The sequence below is a fragment of the Pseudomonas sp. GCEP-101 genome (assembly GCF_025133575.1).
GTDB lineage: Bacteria > Pseudomonadota > Gammaproteobacteria > Pseudomonadales > Pseudomonadaceae > Pseudomonas > Pseudomonas nitroreducens_B.
Window position 1 is genome coordinate 2316961 of the sequence record NZ_CP104011.1, and the last position, 21959, is coordinate 2338919.

Here is a 21959-nt window from a genome sequence, read left to right on the forward strand (position 1 = left end):
GTCTTGAATTCCCGTTTTCAAGGATGTCGATCGATGCAATGGCGTAATACCCCCGCTCGCTACGGACTGGTCAGCCTGTTCCTGCACTGGGGCAGCGCGCTGGTGGTCTTCGGCCTGTTCGGCCTGGGCCTGTGGATGCGCGAACTGGACTACTACGACACCTGGTACCACCGCGCGCCGGAAATCCACAAGGGCATCGGTATCCTCCTGGCCATCGCGCTGATCGTCCGCGTGCTCTGGCGCTTCATCAGCCCGGCGCCGCCAGCGCCAGCCAGCCACGGCCAGGCGACCCGCCTGGCGACCAAGCTCGGCCATCTGGCGTTGTATGCGCTGCTGTTCGCCGTGATCATCGCCGGCTACCTGATCTCCACCGCCGAGGGCAAACCCATCAGCGTGTTCGGCTGGTTCGACGTGCCCGCTACCCTCAGCGGCCTCACCGACCAGGCCGACGTTGCCGGCGCGATCCACCTGTACCTGGCCTGGACCCTGGTGGTGCTGGCCGTGCTGCACGCCCTGGCGGCGTTCAAACACCATTTCTTCGACCGCGACGCGACCCTGGTGCGCATGCTCGGCCGTGCCGCGAAATAACACCTCACCTCAAAGGGAGATTGCTTCAATGCTGAAGAAGACGTTCGCCGCTCTGGCGCTGGGTACCGCCCTGTTCTCCGCTGGCCAGGCCATGGCCGCGGACTACAAGATCGACAAGGAAGGCCAGCACGCCTTCATCGAGTTCCGCATCAAGCACCTGGGTTACAGCTGGCTGTACGGCCGCTTCGACGACTTCGACGGTGCCTTCACCTTCGACGAGAAGAACCCGTCCGCGGACAAGGTCAAGGTCACCATCAACACCAACAGCGTGAACTCCAACCACGCCGAGCGTGACAAGCACCTGCGCAGCCCGGACTTCCTGAACGTCGCGAAGAACCCGACCGCGACCTTCGAGTCCACCGCCGTGAAGGCCGATGGCAAGAATGCCGAAATCACCGGCAACCTGACCCTCAATGGCGTGACCAAGCCGGTCACCATCAAGGCTGAACTGATCGGTCAGGGCGATGACCCGTGGGGCGGCTACCGCGCCGGCTTCCTCGGCACCACCACCCTCAAGCTGAAGGACTTCAACATCCAGCGCGACCTCGGCCCGGCTTCCCAGGAAGTCGAGTTGACCCTGTCGGTCGAAGGGGTGCGTCAGTAAGACGCAGGAATGCGAAAACGCCGGCGAATGCCGGCGTTTTCGTTTGTGATCCTAGTCACTGCGACCGTGCAGGCACTGGCGAAGCAGGCGGGCGAGGGTACGCTGTTCCTCATCATTGAGCGGTGCGAACAGACTGTCATGAGTGCGTGCGAGGATCGCCTGGGTGCGTTCGTCGATGCGGCTCCCGGCGTCGGTGAGAAACAGCTGGAAGCTGCGCTGGTCGTCAGGGTTGCGCTCGCGGCGAACCAGGCCGAGCGTCTCCATCTCGCGGATCTTGCGGGTCACCAGGGCCTTGTCGCGGCACATCTTGCGGCCCAGGCTCTGCAGGCTTTGCCCGGCATCGGCGCCAATCAGTTCGAGCAGGCGGATGTCCGGCGGCGTGAGGGCGATGCCTTCCGCGCACAGTTCGTCCTGCAGGCTCACGCGCAAGTGGTCGAAGACCTCCATCAGCGTCGTTGGCAGGTCGGGATTCACGGTGTGGGTCATCGGCTCGCTCACGGTAAACCTTGTGTAAATCCGGTTGATCAGATCAACCATTTTTTCGTATTTTAGTTGATGTTATCAACTTTGTGCGTCGCCGCGACTGCCTTGCGGGAAACCTACTGCGATATCGGCCATTGGCTAAAACGTTTCAGTAGTTTTCCCTCAGGGCTTTCGGACGTTTACAAACAGAGCTGAATGTAAGTATTTTTGCCAGCTTTCCGGACCGGCAAGCCCACCGCCACACCGGATGCTTTGCTCACGAGGACAACGATATGCAACGAAAGCCAGCCATGCGCGCCCTGGTTCCGGCCCTGCTCGTCGCCATGGCCACTCTTGCCGGCTGCGATAAACCCCAGGCTCCGCAGGAGAAGCCGATTCCCGAGGTCGGGGTGGTCACCCTGCAGCCGCAGGAGGTGACCCTGAGCACCGAACTGCCGGGCCGCACCACTGCGTATCGGATTGCCGAGGTTCGCCCGCAGGTGAACGGCATCATCCTCAAGCGCCTGTTCAAGGAAGGCAGCGACGTCAAGGAAGGCCAGCAGCTGTACCAGATCGACCCGGCCACCTACGAAGCGACCCTGCAGAGTGCCCAGGCCAACCTGGTGTCCACCCAGCAGCAGGCCGAGCGCTACAAGGAGCTGGTCAAGGACGAGGCGGTGAGCAAGCAGCAATACGCCGACGCCCAGGCCGCCTACCTGCAGGCCAAGGCCACCGTCGACAACGCGAAGATCAACGTGCGCTACACCAAGGTCTACTCGCCGATCTCCGGCCGCATCGGCCGTTCCAGCGTGACCGAGGGCGCCCTGGTGCAGAACGGCCAGAGCACTGCCCTGGCCACCGTGCAGCAGCTGGACCCGATCTACGTCGACGTCACCCAGTCCTCCACTGCGCTGATCCGCCTGCGCCGCGAGCTGGCCGCCGGGCAGCTGGAGAAGGCCGGCGACAACGCCGCCAAGGTCAAGCTGTACCTGGAAGACGGCTCCGAATACCCGATCGAGGGCAAGCTGGAGTTCTCCGAGGTCTCGGTGGACCAGGGCACCGGCTCGGTGACCGTGCGCGCCATCTTCCCCAACCCGAACAAGGAACTGCTGCCGGGCATGTTCGTGCATGCGCAGCTGGAAGAGGGCATCAAGAAGCAGGCCATCCTGGCGCCGCAACAGGGCGTCACCCGCGACTTCCGCGGCATGGCGACGGCGCTGGTGCTCAACGGCGAAGACAAGGTCGAGCTGCGCACCATCAAGGCCGAGCGCACCGTGGGTGCCTACTGGCTGGTCAGCGATGGCCTGAAGCCGGGCGATCGCCTGATCACCGAAGGCCTGCAGTACGTCCAGCCGGGCGCTCAGGCCAAGGCCGTACCCGCGAAGAACGTGGCGCCCACCGCCGGGGCTGCCGACCAACCCGCCGCCGCACAACCGGCCAAGCAGGGTTAATCAAGGGGATTCGTCATGTCGAAGTTTTTCATTGACCGGCCCATCTTCGCCTGGGTGATCGCCCTGGTGATCATGCTGGCGGGCGGTCTGTCGATCCTCAAGTTGCCGGTGAACCAGTACCCGGCCATTGCGCCGCCGGCCATCGCCATCCAGGTGAGCTACCCGGGCGCCTCCGCCGAAACGGTGCAGGACACCGTGGTGCAGGTGATCGAGCAGCAGATGAACGGTCTCGACCATCTGCGCTACATCTCCTCGGAGTCCAACTCCGACGGCAGCATGACCATCACCGTGACCTTCGACCAGGGCACCAGCCCTGACATCGCCCAGGTCCAGGTGCAGAACAAGCTGCAGCTGGCCACCCCGCTCCTGCCGCAGGAAGTACAGCAGCAGGGCATCCGCGTGACCAAGGCGGTGAAGAACTTCCTGATGGTGGTCGGCGTCGTCTCCACCGACGGCAGCATGACCAAGGAAGACCTGTCGAACTACATCGTCTCCAACATCCAGGACCCGCTGTCGCGGACCGCCGGTGTGGGCGACTTCCAGGTGTTCGGTTCGCAGTACGCGATGCGCATCTGGCTCGACCCGGCCAAGCTCAACAGCTACCAGATGACCCCGGGCGACGTGAAGACGGCGATCCAGGCGCAGAACGTGCAGATCTCCTCCGGCCAGCTGGGCGGCCTGCCCGCGGTCAAGGGCCAGCAGCTCAACGCCACGATCATCGGCAAGACCCGCCTGCAGAGCGCCGAGCAGTTCAAGAACATCCTGCTCCGGGTCAACGCCGACGGCTCCCAGGTTCGCCTGAAGGACGTCGCCGACGTCGCCCTGGGCGGCCAGGACTACAGCATCAATGCCCAGTTCAACGGCAAGCCGGCCTCGGGTATCGCGATCAAGCTGGCCACCGGCGCCAACGCGCTGGACACCGCCAAGTCGATCCGCGCGACCCTGAGCACGCTGGAGCCGTTCTTCCCGCAGGGCATGAAGATCGTCTACCCGTACGACACCACGCCGGTGGTCTCCGCCTCCATCCATGAGGTGGTGAAGACCCTGGGCGAAGCGATCCTGCTGGTGTTCCTGGTGATGTACCTGTTCCTGCAGAACTTCCGCGCCACGCTGATCCCGACGATCGCCGTGCCCGTGGTCCTGCTGGGCACCTTCGGCGTACTCGCCGCCTTCGGCTTCTCGATCAACACCCTGACCATGTTCGGCATGGTGCTGGCGATCGGCCTGTTGGTGGACGACGCCATCGTGGTGGTGGAAAACGTCGAGCGGGTGATGGCCGAGGAAGGCCTGTCGCCCCGCGAGGCGGCGCGCAAGTCCATGGGCCAGATCCAGGGCGCGCTGGTGGGCATCGCGCTGGTGCTCTCGGCGGTGTTCCTGCCGATGGCGTTCTTCGGCGGCTCCACCGGGGTGATCTACCGCCAGTTCTCCATCACCATCGTCTCGGCCATGGCCCTGTCGGTGCTGGTGGCCCTGGTGCTGACCCCGGCGCTCTGCGCCACCATGCTCAAGCCCATCGAGAAGGGCGACCACGGCGAGCACAAGCGCGGCTTCTTCGGCTGGTTCAACCGTGCCTTCCTCTCCACCACCCACGGCTACGAGCGCGGCGTGAAGTCGATCCTCTCGCACCGCGTGCCGTACCTGCTGATGTACGTGCTGATCCTGGGCGGCATGGTCTACCTGTTCACCCGCATCCCCACCGCGTTCCTCCCCGACGAGGACCAGGGCGTGCTGTTCGCCCAGGTGCAGACCCCGGCCGGTTCCTCCGCCGAGCGCACCCAGGTGGTGGTGGACTCGATGCGCGAGTACCTGCTGGACAAGGAAAGCAGCTCGGTGGCCTCGGTGTTCACCGTGACCGGCTTCAACTTCGCCGGCCGCGGCCAGAGCTCGGGCATGGCGTTCATCATGCTCAAGCCCTGGGAAGAGCGTCCGGGCGCGGAGAACAGCGTGTTCGCGCTGGCCCAGCGCGCACAGCAGCACTTCTTCAGCTTCAAGGATGCGATGGTGTTCGCCTTCGCCCCGCCGGCGGTACTCGAACTGGGTAACGCCGTGGGCTTCGACATCTTCCTCCAGGACCAGGCGGGCGTCGGCCACGACGTACTGATGCAGGCGCGCAACCAGTTCCTCGGTCTTGCCGCGCAGAACCCGGTGCTGCAACGCGTGCGTCCCAACGGCCTGAACGACGAGCCGCAGTACAAGCTGCTGATCGACGACGAGAAGGCCAGTGCGCTGGGCATCTCGCTGGCGGACATCAACAGCACCATCTCCATCGCTTGGGGTTCGAACTACGTCAACGACTTCATCGACCGCGGTCGCGTGAAGAAGGTCTACCTGCAAGGCCGCCCGAACGCGCGGATGAGCCCGGAAGACCTGGACAAGTGGTACGTGCGCAACAGCGCCGGCGAGATGGTGCCGTTCAGCGCCTTCGCCACCGGCGAATGGAGCTACGGCTCGCCCAAGCTTGCGCGCTACAACGGCGTGCCGGCCATGGAAGTCCTCGGTGAACCGGCCCCGGGCCGATCCACCGGTGAGGCCATGGCGGCGGTCGAGGACATCGTCAAGCAACTGCCCAAGGGCGTCGGTTACTCCTGGACCGGCCTGTCCTACGAGGAGCGTCTGTCCGGCTCCCAGGCGCCCGCGCTCTACGCACTGTCGCTGATCGTGGTGTTCCTCTGCCTGGCGGCGCTGTACGAGAGCTGGTCGATCCCGTTCTCGGTGATGCTGGTGGTGCCGCTGGGCGTCATCGGTGCGCTGCTGGCGACCTCCATGCGCGGCCTGTCCAACGACGTGTTCTTCCAGGTGGGCCTGTTGACCACCATCGGCCTGTCGGCGAAGAACGCGATTCTGATCGTCGAGTTCGCCAAGGAACTGCACGAGCAGGGCAAGGGCATCGTCGAGGCGGCCATCGAGGCCTGCCGGATGCGTCTGCGCCCCATCGTGATGACCTCCCTGGCCTTCATCCTCGGCGTGGTGCCGCTGGCGATTTCCACCGGCGCCGGCTCGGGCAGCCAGCATGCGATCGGTACCGGCGTGATCGGCGGCATGGTCACCGCGACCGTCCTGGCGATCTTCTGGGTGCCGTTGTTCTACGTGGTGGTCAGTACCCTGTTCAAGGACCCGGCGTCCAGGGAACAGGAATCCACCGAGAAGGGGCATTGATATGAGAAAGTCCTTACTGTCCCTGGCAGTTGCAGCTGTCGTGTTGTCCGGCTGCTCGCTGATCCCCGACTACGAGCGCCCCGAGGCGCCCGTGGCCGCGGCCTACCCCCAGGGCGAGGCCTACGCTGCGGCGCAACCGGCGACGGCCGGCGCCGACATCGGCTGGCGCGAGTTCTTCAAGGACCCGCAACTGCAGCGACTGATCGAAGTGTCGCTGGAAAACAACCGCGACCTGCGCGTCGCCGCGCTGAACATCGAAGCCTACCGGGCGCAGTACCGCATCCAGCGGGCCGACCTGTTCCCGGCGGTGGACGCCAGCGTCACCGGCTCGCGCCAGCGCCTGCCGGCCGACCTGTCGACCACCGGCAGCTCGATGATCAGCAGCCAGTACGGCGCGACCCTGGGCGTCACCTCCTGGGAGCTCGACCTGTTCGGCCGCCTGCGGGCCCTGCGTGACCAGGCGCTGGAAACCTACTTCGCCAGCGAAGAGGCTCGTCGCAGCACGCAGACCAGCCTGGTGGCCAACGTCGCCAACGCCTACCTGACGCTGCGCGCCGACCAGGCCCAGCTGCAGCTGACCCGCGACACCCTGGGAACCTACCAGAAGAGCTACGACCTGACCAAGCGCAGCTATGACGTCGGCGTGGCCTCGGCGCTGGACCTGCGCCAGGCGCAGACCTCGGTGGAAAGCGCGCGGGCGACCCTGGCGCAGTACACCCGCCTGGTGGCGCAGGACCAGAACGCGCTGGTGCTGCTGCTCGGCTCCGGCCTGCCGGCGGACCTGCCGCAGGGCCGCGGCCTGGGTGACGAACTGCTGGCCACCGTGCCGGCGGGCCTGCCCTCCGACCTGCTGCAGCGCCGCCCGGACATCCTCCAGGCGGAGCACCAGCTCAAGGCGGCCAACGCCAACATCGGCGCGGCGCGGGCGGCGTTCTTCCCCAGCATCAGCCTGACCGCCAACGCCGGCAGCCTCAGCCCGGACCTGTCCGGCCTGTTCGACGGCGGTTCCGGCAGCTGGCTGTTCAAGCCGTCGATCACCCTGCCGATCTTCAACGCCGGCAGCCTGCAGGCGAGCCTGGACCTGGCCAAGGTGCAGAAGGACATCAACGTGGCGCAGTACGAGAAAGCCATCCAGACGGCCTTCTCCGAGGTGGCCGACGGTCTCGCCGCGCGCGGCACCTTCAACGAGCAGTTGCAGGCGCAGCGCGCGCTGGTGGACGCCAGCAGCGAGTACTACCGCCTGGCCGACAAGCGCTACCGCACCGGTGTGGACAACTACCTCACCCTGCTCGACGCGCAGCGCTCGCTGTTCAGTGCCCAGCAGCAGTTGATCACCGACCGCCTCAACCAGCTCACCAGCGAGGTCAACCTGTACAAGGCCCTCGGCGGCGGCTGGCAGGCGACGGCAGCAGACGCCAAGCCGATCTCCAGCGAGGCGCCCAAGGGCTGATCCTCACCGGCTGGAACGAAAAACGCCGCCCTTCGGGGCGGCGTTTTTGTTGGTGCGTCCGTGGCGGTCCGGTTGCGGTTCGCGAACGGACGCCGCCGTGAGCACGGCGCGAGTGTAGGAGCGGGCCATGCCCGCGACCGCGCCCAAGGGGCGCTCCTACCGGATCATGGCGGGTTCGCGAGCAAGCTCGCTCCTACAGGCTGTGAACCGCGCTGACGTGTAGGGCGCATGACGCCGAAGGCGTTATCCGCCACCGACGTGGCAGATAATGTGGCGGGTTATACGCCAGCACGGCGTGCTCTTCGTAGGAGCGAGCGTGCTCGCGAACCGCCGAGCTACAGCATCGCGCCGCGCCCAGCCGGCTGGATCTGGTTGTCCGCCAGCCAGTCCAGCGCGCATTCGCGCAGGCGCTCGCCCTGGTAGTCGTACCAGGCCTGGAGCAGCTCCGGGTAGCCCATCAGCACATGGCGGAAGGCCTTGAACGGCTTGCGCCCCTCCACCGCATTGGCCAGGGCGGAATAGGCGTGGGGCTCGGGGACTTCGCGCAGGAAGTCGCGCATCAGGTCCAGGGACTGGCCGCTGCTCAGCGGTTCGATGGGCAGCAGGCGCTCCGGTTCGCGGTGCAGCAGTTCGGCCAGTTCCGGGTCGGGATCGTCTTCAGGAATCAGCAGCACCTGGCCGCTGAAGAGGTCGAGGTAGTGATCGATACCCTGGGTGTCGAGTGCGAAGGCCAGTTCGTCGAGGTCGATGGTCAGCGGGCGCATGGTCACTCTCCCTATATGGCGAGTGACCGATCCTACGCCATGCGCATGACAGCTGTCCTGCTTATGTCGGCCGGCGCGGGCACACCGACCGTTTCGCGGCTCACAGGCGGAAGCGCCCCACCTGCAGCTGCAGCTCACTGCCCAGGCGCGCCAGTTCGGTGCTGGAGCTGGCGGTCTGTTCGCTGGCGGCGGCCGACTGGTCGGCGATCTCGCGCACCTGCACCACGCTGCGGTTGATTTCCTCGGCGACGCTGCTCTGCTCCTCGGCGGCCGAAGCGATCTGCAGGTTCATGCCCTGGATGTCGGCCACGGTGCGGGCGATGGCCCCCAGCGCTTCGCCGGCGCGGCGGGTGAGCTGCACCGAGCTGCCGGTCAGCCGGCGGCTGTCGTCCATGCGCGACACCGCGTCCTGGGCACCGCGTTGCAAGGCGGCGATCAGGCCCTCGATCTCGGCGGTGGACGACTGTGTGCGCTGTGCCAGGCCGCGAACCTCGTCCGCTACCACGGCAAAGCCGCGCCCTGCCTCCCCGGCGCGGGCGGCCTCGATGGCGGCGTTGAGCGCCAGCAGGTTGGTCTGCTCGGCCACCGATTTGATCACGTCCAGCACGCTGCCGATCTTCTCGCTTTCCTGGCGCAGCAGCTCCATGGCCTGCGCGGAACGATCCACCTCGCTGGCCAGGCGGTCGATCTGCTGCACGGCGTCCTGCACCACCAGGTCGCCCTCGCGGGCCTGCTGGTCGGCCTGGCGGGCAGCGGCGGAGGCCTGCTCGGCGTTGCGCGCGACTTCCTGCACGGTGGCGGCCATTTCGTGGATGGCGCTGGCGACCTGCTCGGTCTCCACGCGCTGGCTGTTCACCCCCGCGCGGGTCTGCTCGGTGACGGCGGACAGCTCGTCGGCGGCGGTGGCCAGCTGGCTGACGCTGCCGCCGATATGGCCGAGCAGCTGCGCCAGACTTTCGCGCATGCGCAGCATCACCCGCTGCAACTGGCCCAATTCGTCGCTGCGCTGCAGGTTGAGGTCGCGGGAGAGCCCCTGGGACAGGTCGCCCTGGGCGATGCGCTCGGCCAGCTCCAGGGCCTCCAGCAACGGGCGGACGATCTGCCGGTTGATTGCCCACCCCGAGAGCAGGCCAAAGGCAAGGGCCAGCACGGCGATGAGGATCTGCCGGGTCTTGGCCGCGGCGGTCTCGGCCTCGTTGCGCGCCAGGGTGTCCTGGTAGAGGTGGGTGGCGGCGGCGAGCAGCGCGTCGCTGGCGCTGCCCAGGCGGGTGCGCGCCTGCTGGGTGGCATTCACGCCGTCGCGGAAGTGCTCGATGCCGCTGCGGTAGCTCTGCAGGTCCTTCAGTGCGTTGCTCAGGCCATCAGCGGCGAGGGCCGGCAACTGGCCGTGCAGGGCGTTGCCGGCGTCGCGCAGCGTGTCGAAGGCGTTGAAGGCCGCCTGCTCGGCGCTGGCGGATTGTTCGAAGACGTAGCCTCTCACCTGGTAGCGCACGGCGAGCAATTGCTGGTGCAACCGGCCGACGGCCTGGGCGCTGTGCAGCAGCTGGGCGTCGCCGGGCTGCTCGGCGAGCAGGTCGAAGAGCTGCTTGTCCAGCGCCTCGAAGGCCTGCAGGGCGCTCTGCGCGCTGCCCACCAGCGTGCCGCGGGCCTGGGTGCGCTGGTCGACAGCGCGGGTGAGGGCGCTGAACGCCTCGCGGTACTGGCTGACGGCCTGGCGCGCGGCGTCCAGCTGCCGGGCGTCGATATCGCTGCCCGTCAGGCGCTGTTCGATGACGGCCAGCATCTTCGTGCTGTGTTGTTCGACGCGCTCGGCCTGGGACCGGTCGCCGCCCAGTTCGAATTGCAGGCGGGCAAGATTGGCCTGCTGGCTTAAGTCATTGAGCTCGGTGATGGTCGCCAACTGCTCGCCGCGCGCGGCCTGGTTGTCCAGGCTGTGCAGGCCGCCGAGCAGCACCAGCAGGGTGAGGAAGAGGAGAATGCCGAAGCCCACCACCAGCTTCAGGCTGACGTTCAGGCGTCCCAGCTGTACCACTAGCCAATCGTACATGTCGAATGCTCCAGGCAGGCGTCGCCACGGGATCGACGGCCCGTGGCTGGCAAGAACCAATGTGCGGTGGCGAGGCGAAATTATCGGGACGCATCTTCGTGCGTCAGAGGCTATCGGCGGCGAAACGGGAAACTGAAGGCGGTATCTTGTCGCGATGTTTCCCGCGCGCGTGATCTTGTAGGAGCGAGCTTGCTCGCGAACCGATTCCGCTGCGGGGCCTGTTCGCGAGCAAGCTCGCTCCTACAGGTCCGTGTAAGGTCAAAGAAAAGGCCCGCGTTGCGCGGGCCTTTTCGTGGCGGGGATGGATCAGACGCGGAAGCGGCTCACCAGTACCTGCAGCTCGTTACCCAGGCGCGCCAGCTCCACGCTGGACGCAGCGGTTTCCTCGCTGGCGGCGGCGGTCTGCTCGGAGATGTCGCGCACGTTCATCACGCTGCGGTTGATCTCCTCGGCCACGGCGCTCTGCTGCTCGGAGGCGGCGGCGATCTGCTGGTTCATCGACTGGATGGTCGACACGGTGCGGGTGATGGCGCCCAGGCGCTCGCCGGCGCGGCGGGTCAGGTCGACGGTGCTGACGGTCAGGTCGCGGCTGGTCTCCATCATCTGCACGGCCTGCTGGGTGCCGCTCTGCAGGCCGGCGATCAGCTCTTCGATCTCCTCGGTGGAGGACTGGGTGCGTTGCGCCAGGCCGCGCACCTCGTCGGCCACCACGGCGAAGCCACGGCCGGCGTCGCCAGCGCGGGCGGCTTCGATGGCGGCGTTGAGCGCCAGCAGGTTGGTCTGCTCGGCCACCGCCTTGATGACGTCCAGCACGCTGCCGATCTTCTCGCTTTCGCGCTTGAGCTTGAGCACCGACTCGTTGGTACGGCCCACTTCGCCGGCCAGGCGGTCCATCTGGGTCACCGCCTCGTTCACCGCGCCTTCGCCGTCGCGGGCCTGGCGGTCGGCGGCGGAGGCGGCCTCGGAGGCCTCCTCGGCGTTGCGCGCGACTTCCTGCACGGTGGCGGCCATCTCGTTCATGGCGGTGGCGACCTGGTCGGTCTCGACCTTCTGGTTGTTCACCCCGGCGCTGGTCTGCTCGGTCACCGCGGACAGCTCCTCGGCGGCGCTGGCGATCTGCGTCACGCCGTCGTGGATGCGGCCGATCAGCTCGCGCAGCGACAGGTTCATGCGCTGCATGCTCTTCTGCAGTTGGCCCAGCTCGTCGTGGCGGTTGGTGGGGATATCACGGCTGAGGTCGCCGTCGGCGATGCGCTCGGCGTGGCCCAGCACCTCGCGCAGCGGATTGACGATCTGCCCGGTGATGACCCAGGCGGCAATGGTGCCCAGCACCAGCGCGACCAGCGCGGCCAGGCCCAGCAGGGTCTTGGCCTGGGCGACGCCCTCATCGCGCTTGGCGGTCTGGGTGGCGGTCAGGTCGGCGCTGAGCTTCTCGATCTGCTGCCCGGCGTCGCGCATGCGGTCGCGGGCCGCCTGGCTGTCGTTGACCTCGTTGCGGTAGTTGGTCAGCGCGTTGCGGTAGCTCTCCAGCGCGTCGAGGGTGGCGCGGAACTCGGCGCTCAGCTCGGCCGGGGAGGTGCTCATGTCGCTCTTCACGCCGTCGATCAGCTTCTGCAGACCGGCGAAGGCCGGCTGCTCCAGGTTCTGCGCGTCGGTGCTGGTGTAGGCCATGACCTGCAGGCGCGCCTGCATCACGGCACGGCCGAGGCCGGCGAGGTCCTGCAGGTGCTGCAGGCTTTCCGCGCTGTTGCTGTTCACCAGCTTCTGCTCGGCCTTCTGCATGCCCTCGCCGACCGCGCCGGCGGCCTGGATCAGTACCTGCTTGGCGGCGTCGCGCTCTTCGTAGGACTTCAGCAACTGCGCATACAGCTTGCGGTATTCCACGCTCAGGTCATGTTGCTGGTCGATGACGCGGCGGTCCTCGGCCTCGGTGAACTTCTCGTTCAGCGCCCGGTGGCGCTGATCCAGGTTGTCCAGCGTGTCGAGCACCGCCTTGGCGTCTTCCGGAGCGCGCGTGGACTGGAACTTCAGGCGGGCGATGCGCAGGTCCTTGGCGATCGCGATCAGCTCGGAGATCTCGCCGAGCTTGTCGCCCCGGTTGATCACGTTGCCCAGGTTGATCCAGCCGGTGAGGGCGATCAGCAGGGTGAGCAGCAGCACCAGGCCGAAGCCGGAGGCGAGTTTGAGTCTGACAGTCAGGTTGTTGAACCAGCGAAACATGAGGAGGCGCTCCAGCGTTGAACAGGGCCGGTACGCATGGCTGAGCAGGAAATGCGCAGAGTGGGGACGACCGGTAGTCCAGATATCGGCTTCGCCGGCAGGAACTGAAGCGTTTCGGGTTATTTTTCTGACTGGTGGTTCACGCTGGAGGCCGCGTGGTTACTGGCCTGTAGCCATTTCTCGTTAGTACAGTCGTGCCAAAAGAGCGGTCACCGCGGTCTCGACGCGCAGGATGCGCTCGCCCAGTTGCACGGGGTTCAACCCGGCTTCGCGCAGCTTGTCGACCTCGTAGGGAATCCAGCCGCCTTCAGGGCCGATGGCCAGCGTCACCGGCTCGCTCAGCGCCCGGGGGCATTCCGGCCAGGGGCCGGGGTGGCCGATCAGGCCGAGGCTGCCGGCGGCCAGGGCGGGCAGGCGGTCCTCGACGAAGGGCTTGAAGCGCTTCTCGATGATCACCTCGGGCAGCACGGTGTCGCGGGCCTGCTCCAGGCCCAGGATCAGTTGCTCACGAATGGCCCCGGGTTCGAGGAAAGGCGTCTGCCAGAAGCTCTTTTCCACCCGGTAGCTGTTGAGCAGCACCAGGCGCGGTACGCCCATGGCGGCGACGGTCTGCAGCACGCGGCGGAGCATCTTCGGGCGGGGCAGGGCGAGCAGCAGGGTCAGCGGCAGCTTGGCCGGGGGCGCCTGGTCGAAGCTGACCTGCAGCTCGGCCTCGTTGGCCTCCAGGCGCAGCAGGTGGCCTTCGCCCATCAGGCCGCCCAGGCGGCCGACGCGCAGCCGGTCGCCGCTTTCGGCGCGATGCACGTCCTGCAGGTGAGTGAGGCGGCGGTCGCGCAGGATCACGCGGTCCGCCGCGACGAAGTCGGCGTCGTCGAGCAGCAGCAGGTTCACGGACGGGTAGCCGGCGGCTGGTCGCCCTTGGATTCGTCTTCGGTTTCCGGCCCGCGCTTGCGGATCAGGTGGCTGAACAGCACGCCGGCCTCGAACAGCATCCACATCGGTACCGCCAGCAGGGTCTGCGACAGCGGGTCCGGCGGGGTAAGGACCATGCCGACGACGAAGCAGCCGATGATCACGTAGGGGCGGATCTTCTTCAGGTAGGCCACGTCGACCACCCCGATCCACACCAGCAGCACGGTGGCCACGGGTATCTCGAAGGCCACGCCGAAGGCGAACAGCAGGGTGAGGAAGTCCAGGTAGCTGTTGATGTCGGTCATCGGCGTCACCCCTTCCGGGGCCTGGCCGAGGAAGAAGTGGAACATCAACGGGAACACCAGGAAGTAGGCGAAGGCCATGCCCGCGTAGAACAGCACGATGCTGGAGGCCAGCAGCGGCAGGGCGACGCGCTTCTCGTGCTTGTACAGGCCCGGCGCGATGAAGCCCCAGACCTGGGCGAGGATGATCGGCATGGCGATCAGCACGGCGACGATCATGGTCAGCTTCAGCGGCGCCAGGAAGGCCGACGCCGGGTCGATGGCGATCATGGTCGCGCCTTCGGGCAGGAAGCGGCGCAGCGGCTCGGAGGCCAGCGCGTAGATCTTCTGCGAGAAGTACAGCAAGCCGATGAAGATCACGAAGATCGCCACCACGCAGCGCAGCAGGCGCGTGCGCAGTTCGGTCAGGTGCGAGACCAGGGGCATTTCCTGATCGTGTTCGGGCTGGTCGGGCTTTTCGGCGCTCATGGGGTACGCGGCGTCTCGGACGAAGCGGGCGGCTGGCTCGCGCCAGTCGGTTCGGTCGGTTGGCTCGGCTGGCCGGCTTCCGGCGCCGCAGCGGCTGGCGCTGGTGGGGTGGCCGGCGCAATGCCCGCGCCCGGCAGGCTGTTCAGGCGGCTATGGGGCGCGATGCTCGGTGCTGCCGGCGGTTCGGCGCTGGCGCGTTGGCCGTCGGGCTGGGCCGGTGGCTGCTGCGGGGTGAGCGCGTCGCGCGCCTGATCCTGCAGGTCGGTCAGCGGCGCCATCAGCTTCTTGGCTTCCTGCTCCATCTGCAGGATGTGCTCGTTGTGCAGCTGGCGGCGGATTTCATCCGCGCCCAGCTCTCGCTCCACTTCCGTCTTGATGGCATTGAAGCTGCGCTTGAGCCGGCCGATCCACAGGCCCGCGGTGCGCGCAGCGCCCGGCAGGCGGTCGGGGCCGAGCACCAGCAGGGCGACGAGGCCCACCAGCAGCAGTTCGCTGAAGCTGATACCGAACATGGTTTATCCCATCAGTCCTTGCGTGCCGGCTCTTCGACCTTCTGCGCCTGGGCGTCGATGGTGTGCGGCTGGTTCAGCGGCGGGGTACCGGCAGCGGCGTTCGGGTCCTTCTTGTCGTCTTCCTCGGTGTTCATCGCCTTCTTGAAGCCCTTGATGGCTTCGCCGACGTCCGAGCCCAGGTTCTTCAGGCGCTTGGTGCCGAACACCAGGACCACGACGATCAGGATGACGACCCAGTGTTTCCAGTCAAAGATGCCCATCTTGTATTCCTCGCAACGTTGTCGGGTTCAGGCAGACGGTTGGCGCGCGGCTTTCTCGTCATGCCCGGAAAGGCCGAAGCGGCGGTCCAGTTCGTCCAGTACCGCCTGCGGATGCTGGCCGAGCGCGGCGAGCATTACCAGGGAGTGGAACCAGAGATCGGCCGTTTCGTAGATCAGGTCCGTGCAATCGCCGCTGGTGGCGGCGTCCTTGGCGGCCAGGATGGTTTCCACCGATTCCTCGCCGACCTTCTCCAGAATCTTGTTCAGGCCCTTGTGATACAGGCTGGCCACGTAGGAGCTGTCCGGTGCGGCATTCTTGCGCGCTTCGAGGACTTCCGCCAGACGGGCGAGGGTATCAGTGCTCATGGGGTTTTCCTGTACCTGCGTGGGAGTAGATCGCATCCGGGTCCTTGAGGACCGGGTCGACGGTCTGCCAGGCGCCGTTCTCGAACACCCGGTAGAAGCAGCTCTCGCGGCCGGTGTGGCAGGCGATGCCGCCCAGCTGTTCGACCATCAGGATCACCACGTCGGCGTCGCAGTCCAGGCGCAGCTCGTGCAGCTTCTGCACGTGGCCGGAGTCCTCGCCCTTGCGCCAGAGCTTGCCGCGCGAGCGCGACCAGTAGATGGCGCGGTTTTCGGCGGCGGTCAGGGCCAGGGCCTCGCGGTTCATCCAGGCCATCATCAGCACGCGGCCGGTGCGATGGTCCTGGGCGATCGCCGGCACCAGTCCATCGGCATTCCACTTGATTTCGTCCAGCCAGTCTTTCATCTCGGGTTCCGTACAGCGGGCACGCGCGGTGCCCAGAGCCACTTTGTAAGCCACTTCGTCCAACGGTCAAGTGTGCCAGCCAGGGCGGCGACTGGCTATCGGCGCAGAATCAGATACAGACCGCCGGCCAGCATCGCCCAGGCCGGCCAGGCGGCGAGGGTGTGGGTGGCGAGGCCGGTCTCGGCGGCGCCGGCGACCAGCACCGCGCCGATCAGCCGCGCCGGCCAGGCACCGGTGCCGGAGTCGTGGGTCTCGATGACCAGGCGCTTGTCCGGATCGGGATCGCGCGACAGCCGCTCCAGCGTCTCGCGCGTCATCTGCGCCAGGTGCGGCAGCTGCTCGATGTGTTGCTGGGCGTTGCGCAGCAGGGTGCCGGGGCTCATGCGCTCGCGCATCCAGCGCTCCAGGTAGGGCTGGGCGGTGGTCCACAGGTCCAGCTCCGGGTAGAGCTGGCGGCCCAGGCCCTCGATGTTCAGCAGGGTCTTCTGCAGCAGCACCAGCTGCGGCTGCACTTCCATGTTGAAGCGCCGCGCGGTCTGGAACAGGCGCAGCAGCACCTGGCCGAAGGAGATGTCCTTGAGCGGCTTCTCGAAGATCGGCTCGCATACGGTGCGGATGGCCGCTTCGAAGTCATTGACCTTGGTTTCCGCCGGCACCCAGCCCGAGTCGATGTGCAGCTGGGCGACCTTGCGGTAGTCGCGCTTGAAAAAGGCGATCAGGTTGCGCGCCAGGTAATCCTGGTCCTCGTCGGTGAGGCTGCCGACGATGCCGCAGTCCACCGCGATGTACTGCGGGCTCCAGGGCGTGCGGGTGCTGACGAAGATGTTGCCGGGGTGCATGTCGGCGTGGAAGAAGCTGTCGCGGAACACCTGGGTGAAGAAGATCTCCACGCCGCGCTCGGCCAGCGCCTTGAAGTCGGTGCGCTGGTCGCGAAGGGTGGCAAGGTCGGTGACCGGGATGCCGTAGATGCGTTCCATCACCAGTACCTTGGGGCGGCACCAGTCCCAGTAGACCTGGGGCACGTAGAGCAGCGGCGAGCCTTCGAAGTTGCGCCGCAGCTGCGAGGAGTTGGCCGCTTCGCGCAGCAGGTCCAGCTCGTCGTAGATGGTCTTCTCGTAGTCGCTGACCACCTCGGCCGGGTGCAGGCGGCGGGCGTCGGCGGAGATGCGCTCGGCGGTGCGTGCGAGGATGTGCAGCCAGGCGATGTCGGAGCGGATCACCGGTTCCAGGTTCGGGCGGATGACCTTCACCACGACTTCTTCGCCGGTCTTCAGCTGCGCGGTGTGCACCTGCGCCACCGAGGCGGAGGCCAGCGGTTCGCGCTCGAAGCGGGCGAACACCTGCTCGATCGTCGCGCCCAGCTGCTGCTCGATCAGCGCCACGGCCTGTTCGGGCGGGAAGGGCGGCACCTTGTCCTGCAGGAAGGCCAGCTCCAGGGCGATGTCGTCGGGCAGCAGGTCGCGGCGGGTGGAGAGGATCTGGCCGAACTTGATGAAGATCGGCCCGAGGTCTTCCAGCGCCAGCCGCAGGCGTGCGCCACGGCTGAGCGCCAGTGGCTTGCGCGGCAGCCAGCGCCACGGCAGCAGACCGCCCGCCAGGCGCAGCCACCAGGGCAGGAAGGGCAGTTCGAGGACCATGTCGTCCAGGCGGTAGCGGATGGCTACGCGCTGGATGCGCAGCAGGCGGCGGAAGGCGAGCAGCTTCATGCGTCGGGTTTGATCTTCTGGGTCAGGCGGGTGATCCGCGCGTCGAGGCGGTCGAGGGAGATCTTCAACTGGTCCAGCTCGGCGAAGCGCGCTTCGGCTTCATGCTGGCCGACCAGGGTGCGGCTTTCCTCGGCCAGGTAGTCGGCGAGGCTCAGGCGCAGGCTTTCCAGGCTGTCGCCAGCCCAGGCCACCCCGCCGCGCAGGCGCGCGCCGAGCAGCTGCGTGGGCACCGGGCCAAGCCAGCGGGAGACTTCGTACTCCCAGTCCAGCTCGAGGCTCTGGAGGATATCGGCCAGCTCCAGCAGCATCGCGCTGTCGCCGCCCATGGTCACGTCCGGGCTGTGCAGGACGCGGGTCTTGTCCTTGGCCAGGGCCAGTTGCAGCAGGCTGCCGGCGGGGGCGACGAGGGTGCAGTCGGCCGGCGCCTCATGGTGCGCGGCCAGGTGCAGGCCGTCGGCGTCGGGCAGGATGAACAGCTTGAGCGCGGGCGCCTGGCAGTCCACTTCCAGCACCTTGCCGGCGAGCCGGCCAAGCCGCCGCAGGGCCACGCCGTCGAGCCGCAGCACGCGGTTGACGGTGGCTTCGGCGCTGGCCAGGGCGGCCTGCAGGAGCAGGCTCATCAGGGCTTGATGCCGCGGTGCAGGGCGACCACGCCGCCGGTCATGTTGTGGTAGGTGACGCGGTCGAAGCCGGCCTCCACCATCATCGACTTCAGCGTTTCCTGGTCGGGGTGCATGCGGATCGATTCGGCGAGGTAGCGGTAGCTCTCGGAATCGTTGGTCACCAGCTTGCCCATCAGCGGCAGGAGGGTGAAGGAATAGGCGTCGTAGGCCTTGGACAGCAGGCTGCTGGTGGGCTTGGAGAACTCCAGCACGAGCAGGCGGCCGCCGGGCTTGAGCACGCGCAGCATCGAACGGATGGCTTCGTCCTTGTGGGTGACGTTGCGCAGGCCGAAGGCGATGGTCACCGCGTCGAAGTAGTTGTCGGGGAAGGGCAGCTTCTCGGCGTCGGCCTGGACGAAGCTGACGTTGCCGGCGACGCCGCTGTCGAGCAGCTTGTCGCGGCCGACCTTGAGCATCGAGGCGTTGATGTCGGCCAGCACCACCTCGCCGGTCGGGCCGACCAGGCGGGAGAACTGGCGGGTCAGGTCGCCGGTGCCGCCGGCGATGTCCAGCACCCGGTTGCCGGCGCGCACGCCGGACAGCTCGATGGTGAAGCGCTTCCACAGACGGTGGATGCCGCCGGACATCAGGTCGTTCATCAGGTCGTACTTGGCGGCGACCGAGTGGAAGACCTCGGCGACCTTCTCGGCCTTCTCGCTCTCGCGCACGGTCTTGTAGCCGAAGTGCGTGGTGGGGTCGGCGCCGTCCTGGCCGGCTTGGGGCTTGCGCGGTTCGCTCATGGCATTTCTACCCTGGAAGTCAGTGGCGGGCATTCTAACAGGAAGCAGAGAAAACGCCGCCCTGCTCGCGACCCGGTCGGGGCTTCCTGGGTGCGGCGATACGGCGCGGCGCGTATCATTTGGCAGGTCAGTCACTCGCGGAGTTCAAGAATGTCCCGTATCCACGTCGAACGTAATCACTCTCTGGGCCTGGAAGCCGCGCGCGCCAAGGCGCAGAAGCTCGCCGACAAGCTCACCCGCGAGCATGGCGTGAGCAGCGAGTGGCAGGGCGACACCCTGCTGTTCAAGCGCAGCGGCGTGGACGGGCGCATCGAAGTGGGCGCGGACAAGGTCGCAGTGGAGGTGAAGCTGGGCCTGATGCTCTCCGCCATGGGCGGCCTGCTCAAGGGCGAGATCGAACGCGCGCTGGATAAGGCGCTGGCGTGATTTTCGCGGCCCCGCGCCCTGCGGGGCCCTGCCGCTTTGTTGCGGCGCCAGCTCCACTGCGAAGCTGGTATGTGTTTTCTAATTTTCCCCGATACCTTGGCTCACAGTCCCGCCTGATGCGGGCCGCTATTCGACATCATCGAATCTGAACCTGTGAGGTGCCACCATGGCCAAGGCTGTCAGCAAGAAGAAAGTCGCGGAACTCGAATCCTCCCTCTACGCCGATGCCAAGCACTACGCCCGGCAGATCTGGCTCGCCGGCCTGGGCACCTATGCCCGCGTGGGCGCCGAAGGCAGCGAATACTTCAAGGAACTGGTCAAGTCCGGCGAGTCCGTGGAGAAGAAGGGCCGCGACCTGGTGAGCACCCAGATCGACGCCGCCAACGACAGCGTCAAGGGCCGCCTGCACAGCGTGAAGGCCAAGCTGAACTTCGAGAAGATCGAAGCGGCGTTCGATGCGCGCGTCGCCTCCGCCCTCAACCGAATCGGAATTCCCTCCAGGCGTGATGTGGAGGCGCTCTCTGCTAAGCTGGATGAGCTGAGCGCAGTGCTCGAGCGTGTCGCGAGAACCCAATAAGGAGAGCAGGATGGCTGGCAAAAAAACTACCGATAAAAAAGAGTCCAGTTGGATCGGCGAGATCGAGAAATACTCGCGGCAGATCTGGCTGGCTGGCTTGGGGGCCTACTCGAAGGTCAGCAAGGACGGCAGCAAGGTGTTCGAGTCCCTCGTGAAGGATGGCGAGAAGGCCGAAAAACAAGCCAAGACCGAGGTTGAAGGTGCGGTGAAAACCTCCGCCCGTTCCGCGAAGTCGCGCGTCGATGCCGTCAAGGGCGCCGCGATCGGCAAGTGGGGCGAGCTGGAAGAGGCCTTCGACAAACGCCTGAACAGCGCGATCTCGCGCCTGGGCGTGCCCAGCAGCCGTGAAGTGAAGGACCTGCACAGCAAGGTCGACAGCCTCACCAGGCAGATCGAGAAACTCACCGGCGTCAGCGTCGCCAAACCGGCCGCCAAGGCCGCCGCCAAACCCGCAGCGAAAGCCGCCGCCAAACCGGCCGCGAAACCCGCTGTGAAGACCGCGGCCTCCAAGCCGGCGGCCAAGGCTGCCGCCAAGCCCGCTGCGAAACCTGCAGCGAAGCCGGCCGCCAAGCCTGCTGCTAAAGCCGCCGCCAAACCGGCTGCCAAGGCGGCCGCCAAACCCGCTGCCAAGCCTGCTGCGAAGCCGGCTGCCAAGGCTGCGGCCAAGCCCGCTGCGAAACCGGCCGCCAAGCCCGCTGCTGCGAAAGCTGCCGCGAAGCCGGCTGCCAAGCCCGCTGCGAAAAGCGCTGCAAAACCGGCTGCGGCCGCCAAGCCTGCCGCTGCGAAACCTGCAGCCAAGCCTGCCGCGGCGAAGAAGCCGGCCGTGAAGAAACCCGCTGCGCCCAAGGCCGCCGCCAAGCCGGCTGCTGCGAAACCGGCTGCCGCTCCGGCCGCCACTCCGGCTCCGTCGGCTCCCGCCGCCGCGCCGGCCGTGACGCCGTCCGCCGCTGCTCCGGCAACGCCGCCGCCGTCCCAGGCCTGATCGGTCTGCTGCAACACCCACGCCCGGCCTTGCGCCGGGCGTTTTCATTCCCCCACGCAAAAAGCTGGCAGGGGACGGTCAGGGCGCGAGATAGCGCTTGGCGAGCCGCTCGGCGATCAGCTGCGAGTCCGGCCGCAGGTGCGGCGCCACCAGCATCATCACCTGGAACACCACCTGGCGGACGTCACCCTCGTGGCCGAGGATGCGCTGGTAGTCGAGGGAGAACAGCAGCGTCAGGGTGATCTGCTCTACCAGCTGGCCGAGGGCTTCGGTGTCGCTGGCCAGTTCATCCTGTGCCTTGAGCTGCGCCAGCAGGGTGGCCAGGGTGCGCTTGAGCTGGTTGAGCCAGGCGCGCACGCCGCGGGCCAGCTTGGGCAGGCGGCCGGCGAGGTTGGAGAGGTCCTGGAAGAGGAAGCGGTAATGCGCCAGGCGCTCGACGATCAGGTGCAGGAACAGCCAGTAGTCCCCGGCGCCCAGCCGCACGTTCTCGGGTGGGTCGAGCAGCGGCGCCAGTTCATCCTGGAAGCGCTCGAACAGCGCCAGCACCAGCGGCTCCTTGCCGTGGAAGTGGTAATAGAGATTGCCCGGGCTGATGCCCAGTTCAGTGGCGATCTCCAGTGTGGACACGTTGGGCTCGCCCTGCTCGTTGAACAGCAGCAGGGCGCATTCGAGAATCCGGTCGCGCGTTTTCATCCGTGTTCAGGTTCCAGCCGCAGTGGGGCTGACGATAGCGTTGGTGAGCGGCGGCCCGCAATTGCCCACGCACAAACTTTCGAGGAGCTGTAGGAGCGAGCTTGCTCGCGAACTGCCTGACGCTCGGCGCCCTCGAAGAGGTTCGCGAGCAAGAACTAGGCGTCCCCCTCGCTCCTACGAAAATCAGAATAGTGCCAACGGGTTGGCG

At 66.8% G+C, this 21959-nt stretch carries 22 protein-coding genes and 2 pseudogenes; 8 read left to right on the plus strand and 16 right to left on the minus strand.

Translation table 11 applies throughout. The features are described 5' to 3' along the window. The first annotated feature begins 33 nt into the window (after positions 1 to 33). Together N0B71_RS10510 and N0B71_RS10515 are read left to right on the plus strand one after the other, a co-directional pair. Positions 34 to 588, plus strand: a complete 555-nt coding sequence (locus N0B71_RS10510) for a cytochrome b (protein ID WP_259758826.1) — start codon at positions 34 to 36, stop codon at positions 586 to 588. Between the two features lie 28 nt (positions 589 to 616). After that, positions 617 to 1192 (plus strand): YceI family protein, encoded by a 576-nt coding sequence (locus N0B71_RS10515; RefSeq protein ID WP_259758828.1) that lies wholly within the window; start codon positions 617 to 619, stop codon positions 1190 to 1192. Positions 1193 to 1243: 51 nt separating this feature from the next. Here N0B71_RS10515 and N0B71_RS10520 read toward each other — a convergent pair whose 3' ends face one another. Next, on the minus strand, positions 1244 to 1678 hold the full coding sequence (locus N0B71_RS10520; RefSeq protein WP_259758830.1) for a MarR family winged helix-turn-helix transcriptional regulator: 435 nt from the start codon (positions 1676 to 1678) through the stop codon (positions 1244 to 1246). A 269-nt stretch (positions 1679 to 1947) separates the two neighbouring features. On the opposite strand from N0B71_RS10520, the gene mexA reads away from it, so the two are divergent. Genes mexA through N0B71_RS10535 form a run of 3 tightly spaced genes read left to right on the plus strand, consistent with a single transcriptional unit; the run spans position 1948 to position 7711 of the window. After that, entirely contained in the window at positions 1948 to 3105 is a 1158-nt protein-coding gene (gene mexA, locus N0B71_RS10525) for a multidrug efflux RND transporter periplasmic adaptor subunit MexA (protein ID WP_259758833.1), read from the plus strand. A gap of 15 nt (positions 3106 to 3120) precedes the next feature. Continuing rightward, positions 3121 to 6261 carry an efflux RND transporter permease subunit gene (locus N0B71_RS10530; protein ID WP_259758835.1) on the plus strand — a complete coding sequence of 1047 codons (3141 nt, stop codon included), beginning with the start codon at positions 3121 to 3123 and terminating at the stop codon, positions 6259 to 6261. Position 6262: 1 nt separating this feature from the next. Continuing rightward, a complete protein-coding gene (locus tag N0B71_RS10535; RefSeq protein WP_259758837.1) occupies positions 6263 to 7711 on the plus strand; it encodes an AdeC/AdeK/OprM family multidrug efflux complex outer membrane factor in 1449 nt (482 codons plus the stop codon). Between the two features lie 335 nt (positions 7712 to 8046). Here N0B71_RS10535 and N0B71_RS10540 read toward each other — a convergent pair whose 3' ends face one another. From N0B71_RS10540 to ubiE, 14 genes and pseudogenes are all read right to left on the minus strand, one after another. Beyond that, positions 8047 to 8475, minus strand: coding sequence for a UPF0158 family protein (locus N0B71_RS10540; RefSeq protein ID WP_259758839.1), 429 nt, complete (start codon positions 8473 to 8475; stop codon positions 8047 to 8049). A 100-nt stretch (positions 8476 to 8575) separates the two neighbouring features. Next, the gene (locus tag N0B71_RS28250; RefSeq protein WP_442964677.1) at positions 8576 to 9448 is read right to left on the minus strand and encodes a methyl-accepting chemotaxis protein; all 873 of its coding nucleotides are present in this window, start codon (positions 9446 to 9448) and stop codon (positions 8576 to 8578) included. Between the two features lie 33 nt (positions 9449 to 9481). Then, a pseudogene (locus tag N0B71_RS28255) lies at positions 9482 to 10522 on the minus strand (methyl-accepting chemotaxis protein); the annotation flags it as partial. A gap of 306 nt (positions 10523 to 10828) precedes the next feature. After that, positions 10829 to 11701, minus strand: coding sequence for a methyl-accepting chemotaxis protein (locus N0B71_RS28260; protein WP_442964678.1), 873 nt, complete (start codon positions 11699 to 11701; stop codon positions 10829 to 10831). Between the two features lie 48 nt (positions 11702 to 11749). Further along, a pseudogene (locus N0B71_RS28265) lies at positions 11750 to 12742 on the minus strand (methyl-accepting chemotaxis protein); the annotation flags it as partial. Positions 12743 to 12925: 183 nt separating this feature from the next. After that, the gene (locus tag N0B71_RS10555; RefSeq protein ID WP_259758845.1) at positions 12926 to 13633 is read right to left on the minus strand and encodes a 16S rRNA (uracil(1498)-N(3))-methyltransferase; all 708 of its coding nucleotides are present in this window, start codon (positions 13631 to 13633) and stop codon (positions 12926 to 12928) included. After that, entirely contained in the window at positions 13630 to 14424 is a 795-nt protein-coding gene (gene tatC / locus N0B71_RS10560) for a twin-arginine translocase subunit TatC (RefSeq protein WP_259758847.1), read from the minus strand. Before tatC ends, N0B71_RS10555 begins: the two co-directional genes overlap by 4 nt. After that, positions 14421 to 14936 (minus strand): Sec-independent protein translocase protein TatB, encoded by a 516-nt coding sequence (gene tatB, locus N0B71_RS10565; RefSeq protein WP_259758849.1) that lies wholly within the window; start codon positions 14934 to 14936, stop codon positions 14421 to 14423. The genes tatC and tatB overlap by 4 nt, the downstream gene beginning before the upstream one ends. An 11-nt stretch (positions 14937 to 14947) precedes the next feature. Then, complete coding sequence (locus N0B71_RS10570; RefSeq protein WP_259758851.1) at positions 14948 to 15196, minus strand: twin-arginine translocase TatA/TatE family subunit; 249 nt, start codon at positions 15194 to 15196, stop codon at positions 14948 to 14950. A 27-nt stretch (positions 15197 to 15223) separates the two neighbouring features. Beyond that, positions 15224 to 15562, minus strand: coding sequence for a phosphoribosyl-ATP diphosphatase (locus N0B71_RS10575; protein WP_065086256.1), 339 nt, complete (start codon positions 15560 to 15562; stop codon positions 15224 to 15226). Next, positions 15552 to 15965 (minus strand): phosphoribosyl-AMP cyclohydrolase, encoded by a 414-nt coding sequence (gene hisI, locus N0B71_RS10580; protein WP_259758855.1) that lies wholly within the window; start codon positions 15963 to 15965, stop codon positions 15552 to 15554. Before hisI ends, N0B71_RS10575 begins: the two co-directional genes overlap by 11 nt. A gap of 95 nt (positions 15966 to 16060) precedes the next feature. Next, positions 16061 to 17671 (minus strand): ubiquinone biosynthesis regulatory protein kinase UbiB, encoded by a 1611-nt coding sequence (gene ubiB, locus N0B71_RS10585; protein WP_259758857.1) that lies wholly within the window; start codon positions 17669 to 17671, stop codon positions 16061 to 16063. Then, positions 17668 to 18294 carry a ubiquinone biosynthesis accessory factor UbiJ gene (locus N0B71_RS10590; protein WP_259759526.1) on the minus strand — a complete coding sequence of 209 codons (627 nt, stop codon included), beginning with the start codon at positions 18292 to 18294 and terminating at the stop codon, positions 17668 to 17670. The genes ubiB and N0B71_RS10590 overlap by 4 nt, the downstream gene beginning before the upstream one ends. Next, positions 18291 to 19073 carry a bifunctional demethylmenaquinone methyltransferase/2-methoxy-6-polyprenyl-1,4-benzoquinol methylase UbiE gene (gene ubiE / locus N0B71_RS10595; protein WP_259758858.1) on the minus strand — a complete coding sequence of 261 codons (783 nt, stop codon included), beginning with the start codon at positions 19071 to 19073 and terminating at the stop codon, positions 18291 to 18293. The genes N0B71_RS10590 and ubiE overlap by 4 nt, the downstream gene beginning before the upstream one ends. A 150-nt stretch (positions 19074 to 19223) precedes the next feature. On the opposite strand from ubiE, the gene N0B71_RS10600 reads away from it, so the two are divergent. From N0B71_RS10600 to N0B71_RS10610, 3 genes are all read left to right on the plus strand, one after another. Then, complete coding sequence (locus tag N0B71_RS10600) at positions 19224 to 19499, plus strand: polyhydroxyalkanoic acid system family protein (RefSeq protein ID WP_259758860.1); 276 nt, start codon at positions 19224 to 19226, stop codon at positions 19497 to 19499. A gap of 166 nt (positions 19500 to 19665) precedes the next feature. Then, a complete protein-coding gene (locus N0B71_RS10605) occupies positions 19666 to 20076 on the plus strand; it encodes a phasin family protein (RefSeq protein WP_259758861.1) in 411 nt (136 codons plus the stop codon). A gap of 10 nt (positions 20077 to 20086) precedes the next feature. Continuing rightward, on the plus strand, positions 20087 to 21058 hold the full coding sequence (locus N0B71_RS10610; protein WP_259759528.1) for a phasin family protein: 972 nt from the start codon (positions 20087 to 20089) through the stop codon (positions 21056 to 21058). A 78-nt stretch (positions 21059 to 21136) separates the two neighbouring features. Here the strand turns inward: N0B71_RS10610 and N0B71_RS10615 are convergent, their stop codons facing one another. Further along, positions 21137 to 21751, minus strand: coding sequence for a TetR/AcrR family transcriptional regulator (locus tag N0B71_RS10615; protein ID WP_259758863.1), 615 nt, complete (start codon positions 21749 to 21751; stop codon positions 21137 to 21139). Between the last annotated feature and the right edge of the window lie 208 nt (positions 21752 to 21959).

Bases quoted from the DNA above. Each gene is read 5' to 3' on its own strand.
- N0B71_RS10530 (WP_259758835.1), top strand. From the start codon at position 3,121: ATGTCGAAGTTTTTCATTGACCGGCCCATCTTCGCCTGGGTGATCGCC.
- mexA (WP_259758833.1), top strand. From the start codon at position 1,948: ATGCAACGAAAGCCAGCCATGCGCGCCCTGGTTCCGGCCCTGCTCGTC.
- hisI (WP_259758855.1), bottom strand. From the start codon at position 15,965: ATGAAAGACTGGCTGGACGAAATCAAGTGGAATGCCGATGGACTGGTG.
- N0B71_RS10575 (WP_065086256.1), bottom strand. From the start codon at position 15,562: ATGAGCACTGATACCCTCGCCCGTCTGGCGGAAGTCCTCGAAGCGCGC.
- N0B71_RS10610 (WP_259759528.1), top strand. From the start codon at position 20,087: ATGGCTGGCAAAAAAACTACCGATAAAAAAGAGTCCAGTTGGATCGGC.
- N0B71_RS28260 (WP_442964678.1), bottom strand. From the start codon at position 11,701: ATGCAGCGCATGAACCTGTCGCTGCGCGAGCTGATCGGCCGCATCCAC.
- N0B71_RS10510 (WP_259758826.1), top strand. From the start codon at position 34: ATGCAATGGCGTAATACCCCCGCTCGCTACGGACTGGTCAGCCTGTTC.
- N0B71_RS10570 (WP_259758851.1), bottom strand. From the start codon at position 15,196: ATGGGCATCTTTGACTGGAAACACTGGGTCGTCATCCTGATCGTCGTG.
- ubiB (WP_259758857.1), bottom strand. From the start codon at position 17,671: ATGAAGCTGCTCGCCTTCCGCCGCCTGCTGCGCATCCAGCGCGTAGCC.
- N0B71_RS10515 (WP_259758828.1), top strand. From the start codon at position 617: ATGCTGAAGAAGACGTTCGCCGCTCTGGCGCTGGGTACCGCCCTGTTC.
- N0B71_RS10600 (WP_259758860.1), top strand. From the start codon at position 19,224: ATGTCCCGTATCCACGTCGAACGTAATCACTCTCTGGGCCTGGAAGCC.
- N0B71_RS10605 (WP_259758861.1), top strand. From the start codon at position 19,666: ATGGCCAAGGCTGTCAGCAAGAAGAAAGTCGCGGAACTCGAATCCTCC.
- tatB (WP_259758849.1), bottom strand. From the start codon at position 14,936: ATGTTCGGTATCAGCTTCAGCGAACTGCTGCTGGTGGGCCTCGTCGCC.
- ubiE (WP_259758858.1), bottom strand. From the start codon at position 19,073: ATGAGCGAACCGCGCAAGCCCCAAGCCGGCCAGGACGGCGCCGACCCC.
- N0B71_RS10535 (WP_259758837.1), top strand. From the start codon at position 6,263: ATGAGAAAGTCCTTACTGTCCCTGGCAGTTGCAGCTGTCGTGTTGTCC.
- N0B71_RS10540 (WP_259758839.1), bottom strand. From the start codon at position 8,475: ATGCGCCCGCTGACCATCGACCTCGACGAACTGGCCTTCGCACTCGAC.
- tatC (WP_259758847.1), bottom strand. From the start codon at position 14,424: ATGAGCGCCGAAAAGCCCGACCAGCCCGAACACGATCAGGAAATGCCC.
- N0B71_RS10520 (WP_259758830.1), bottom strand. From the start codon at position 1,678: ATGACCCACACCGTGAATCCCGACCTGCCAACGACGCTGATGGAGGTC.
- N0B71_RS28250 (WP_442964677.1), bottom strand. From the start codon at position 9,448: ATGCTGCGCATGCGCGAAAGTCTGGCGCAGCTGCTCGGCCATATCGGC.
- N0B71_RS10615 (WP_259758863.1), bottom strand. From the start codon at position 21,751: ATGAAAACGCGCGACCGGATTCTCGAATGCGCCCTGCTGCTGTTCAAC.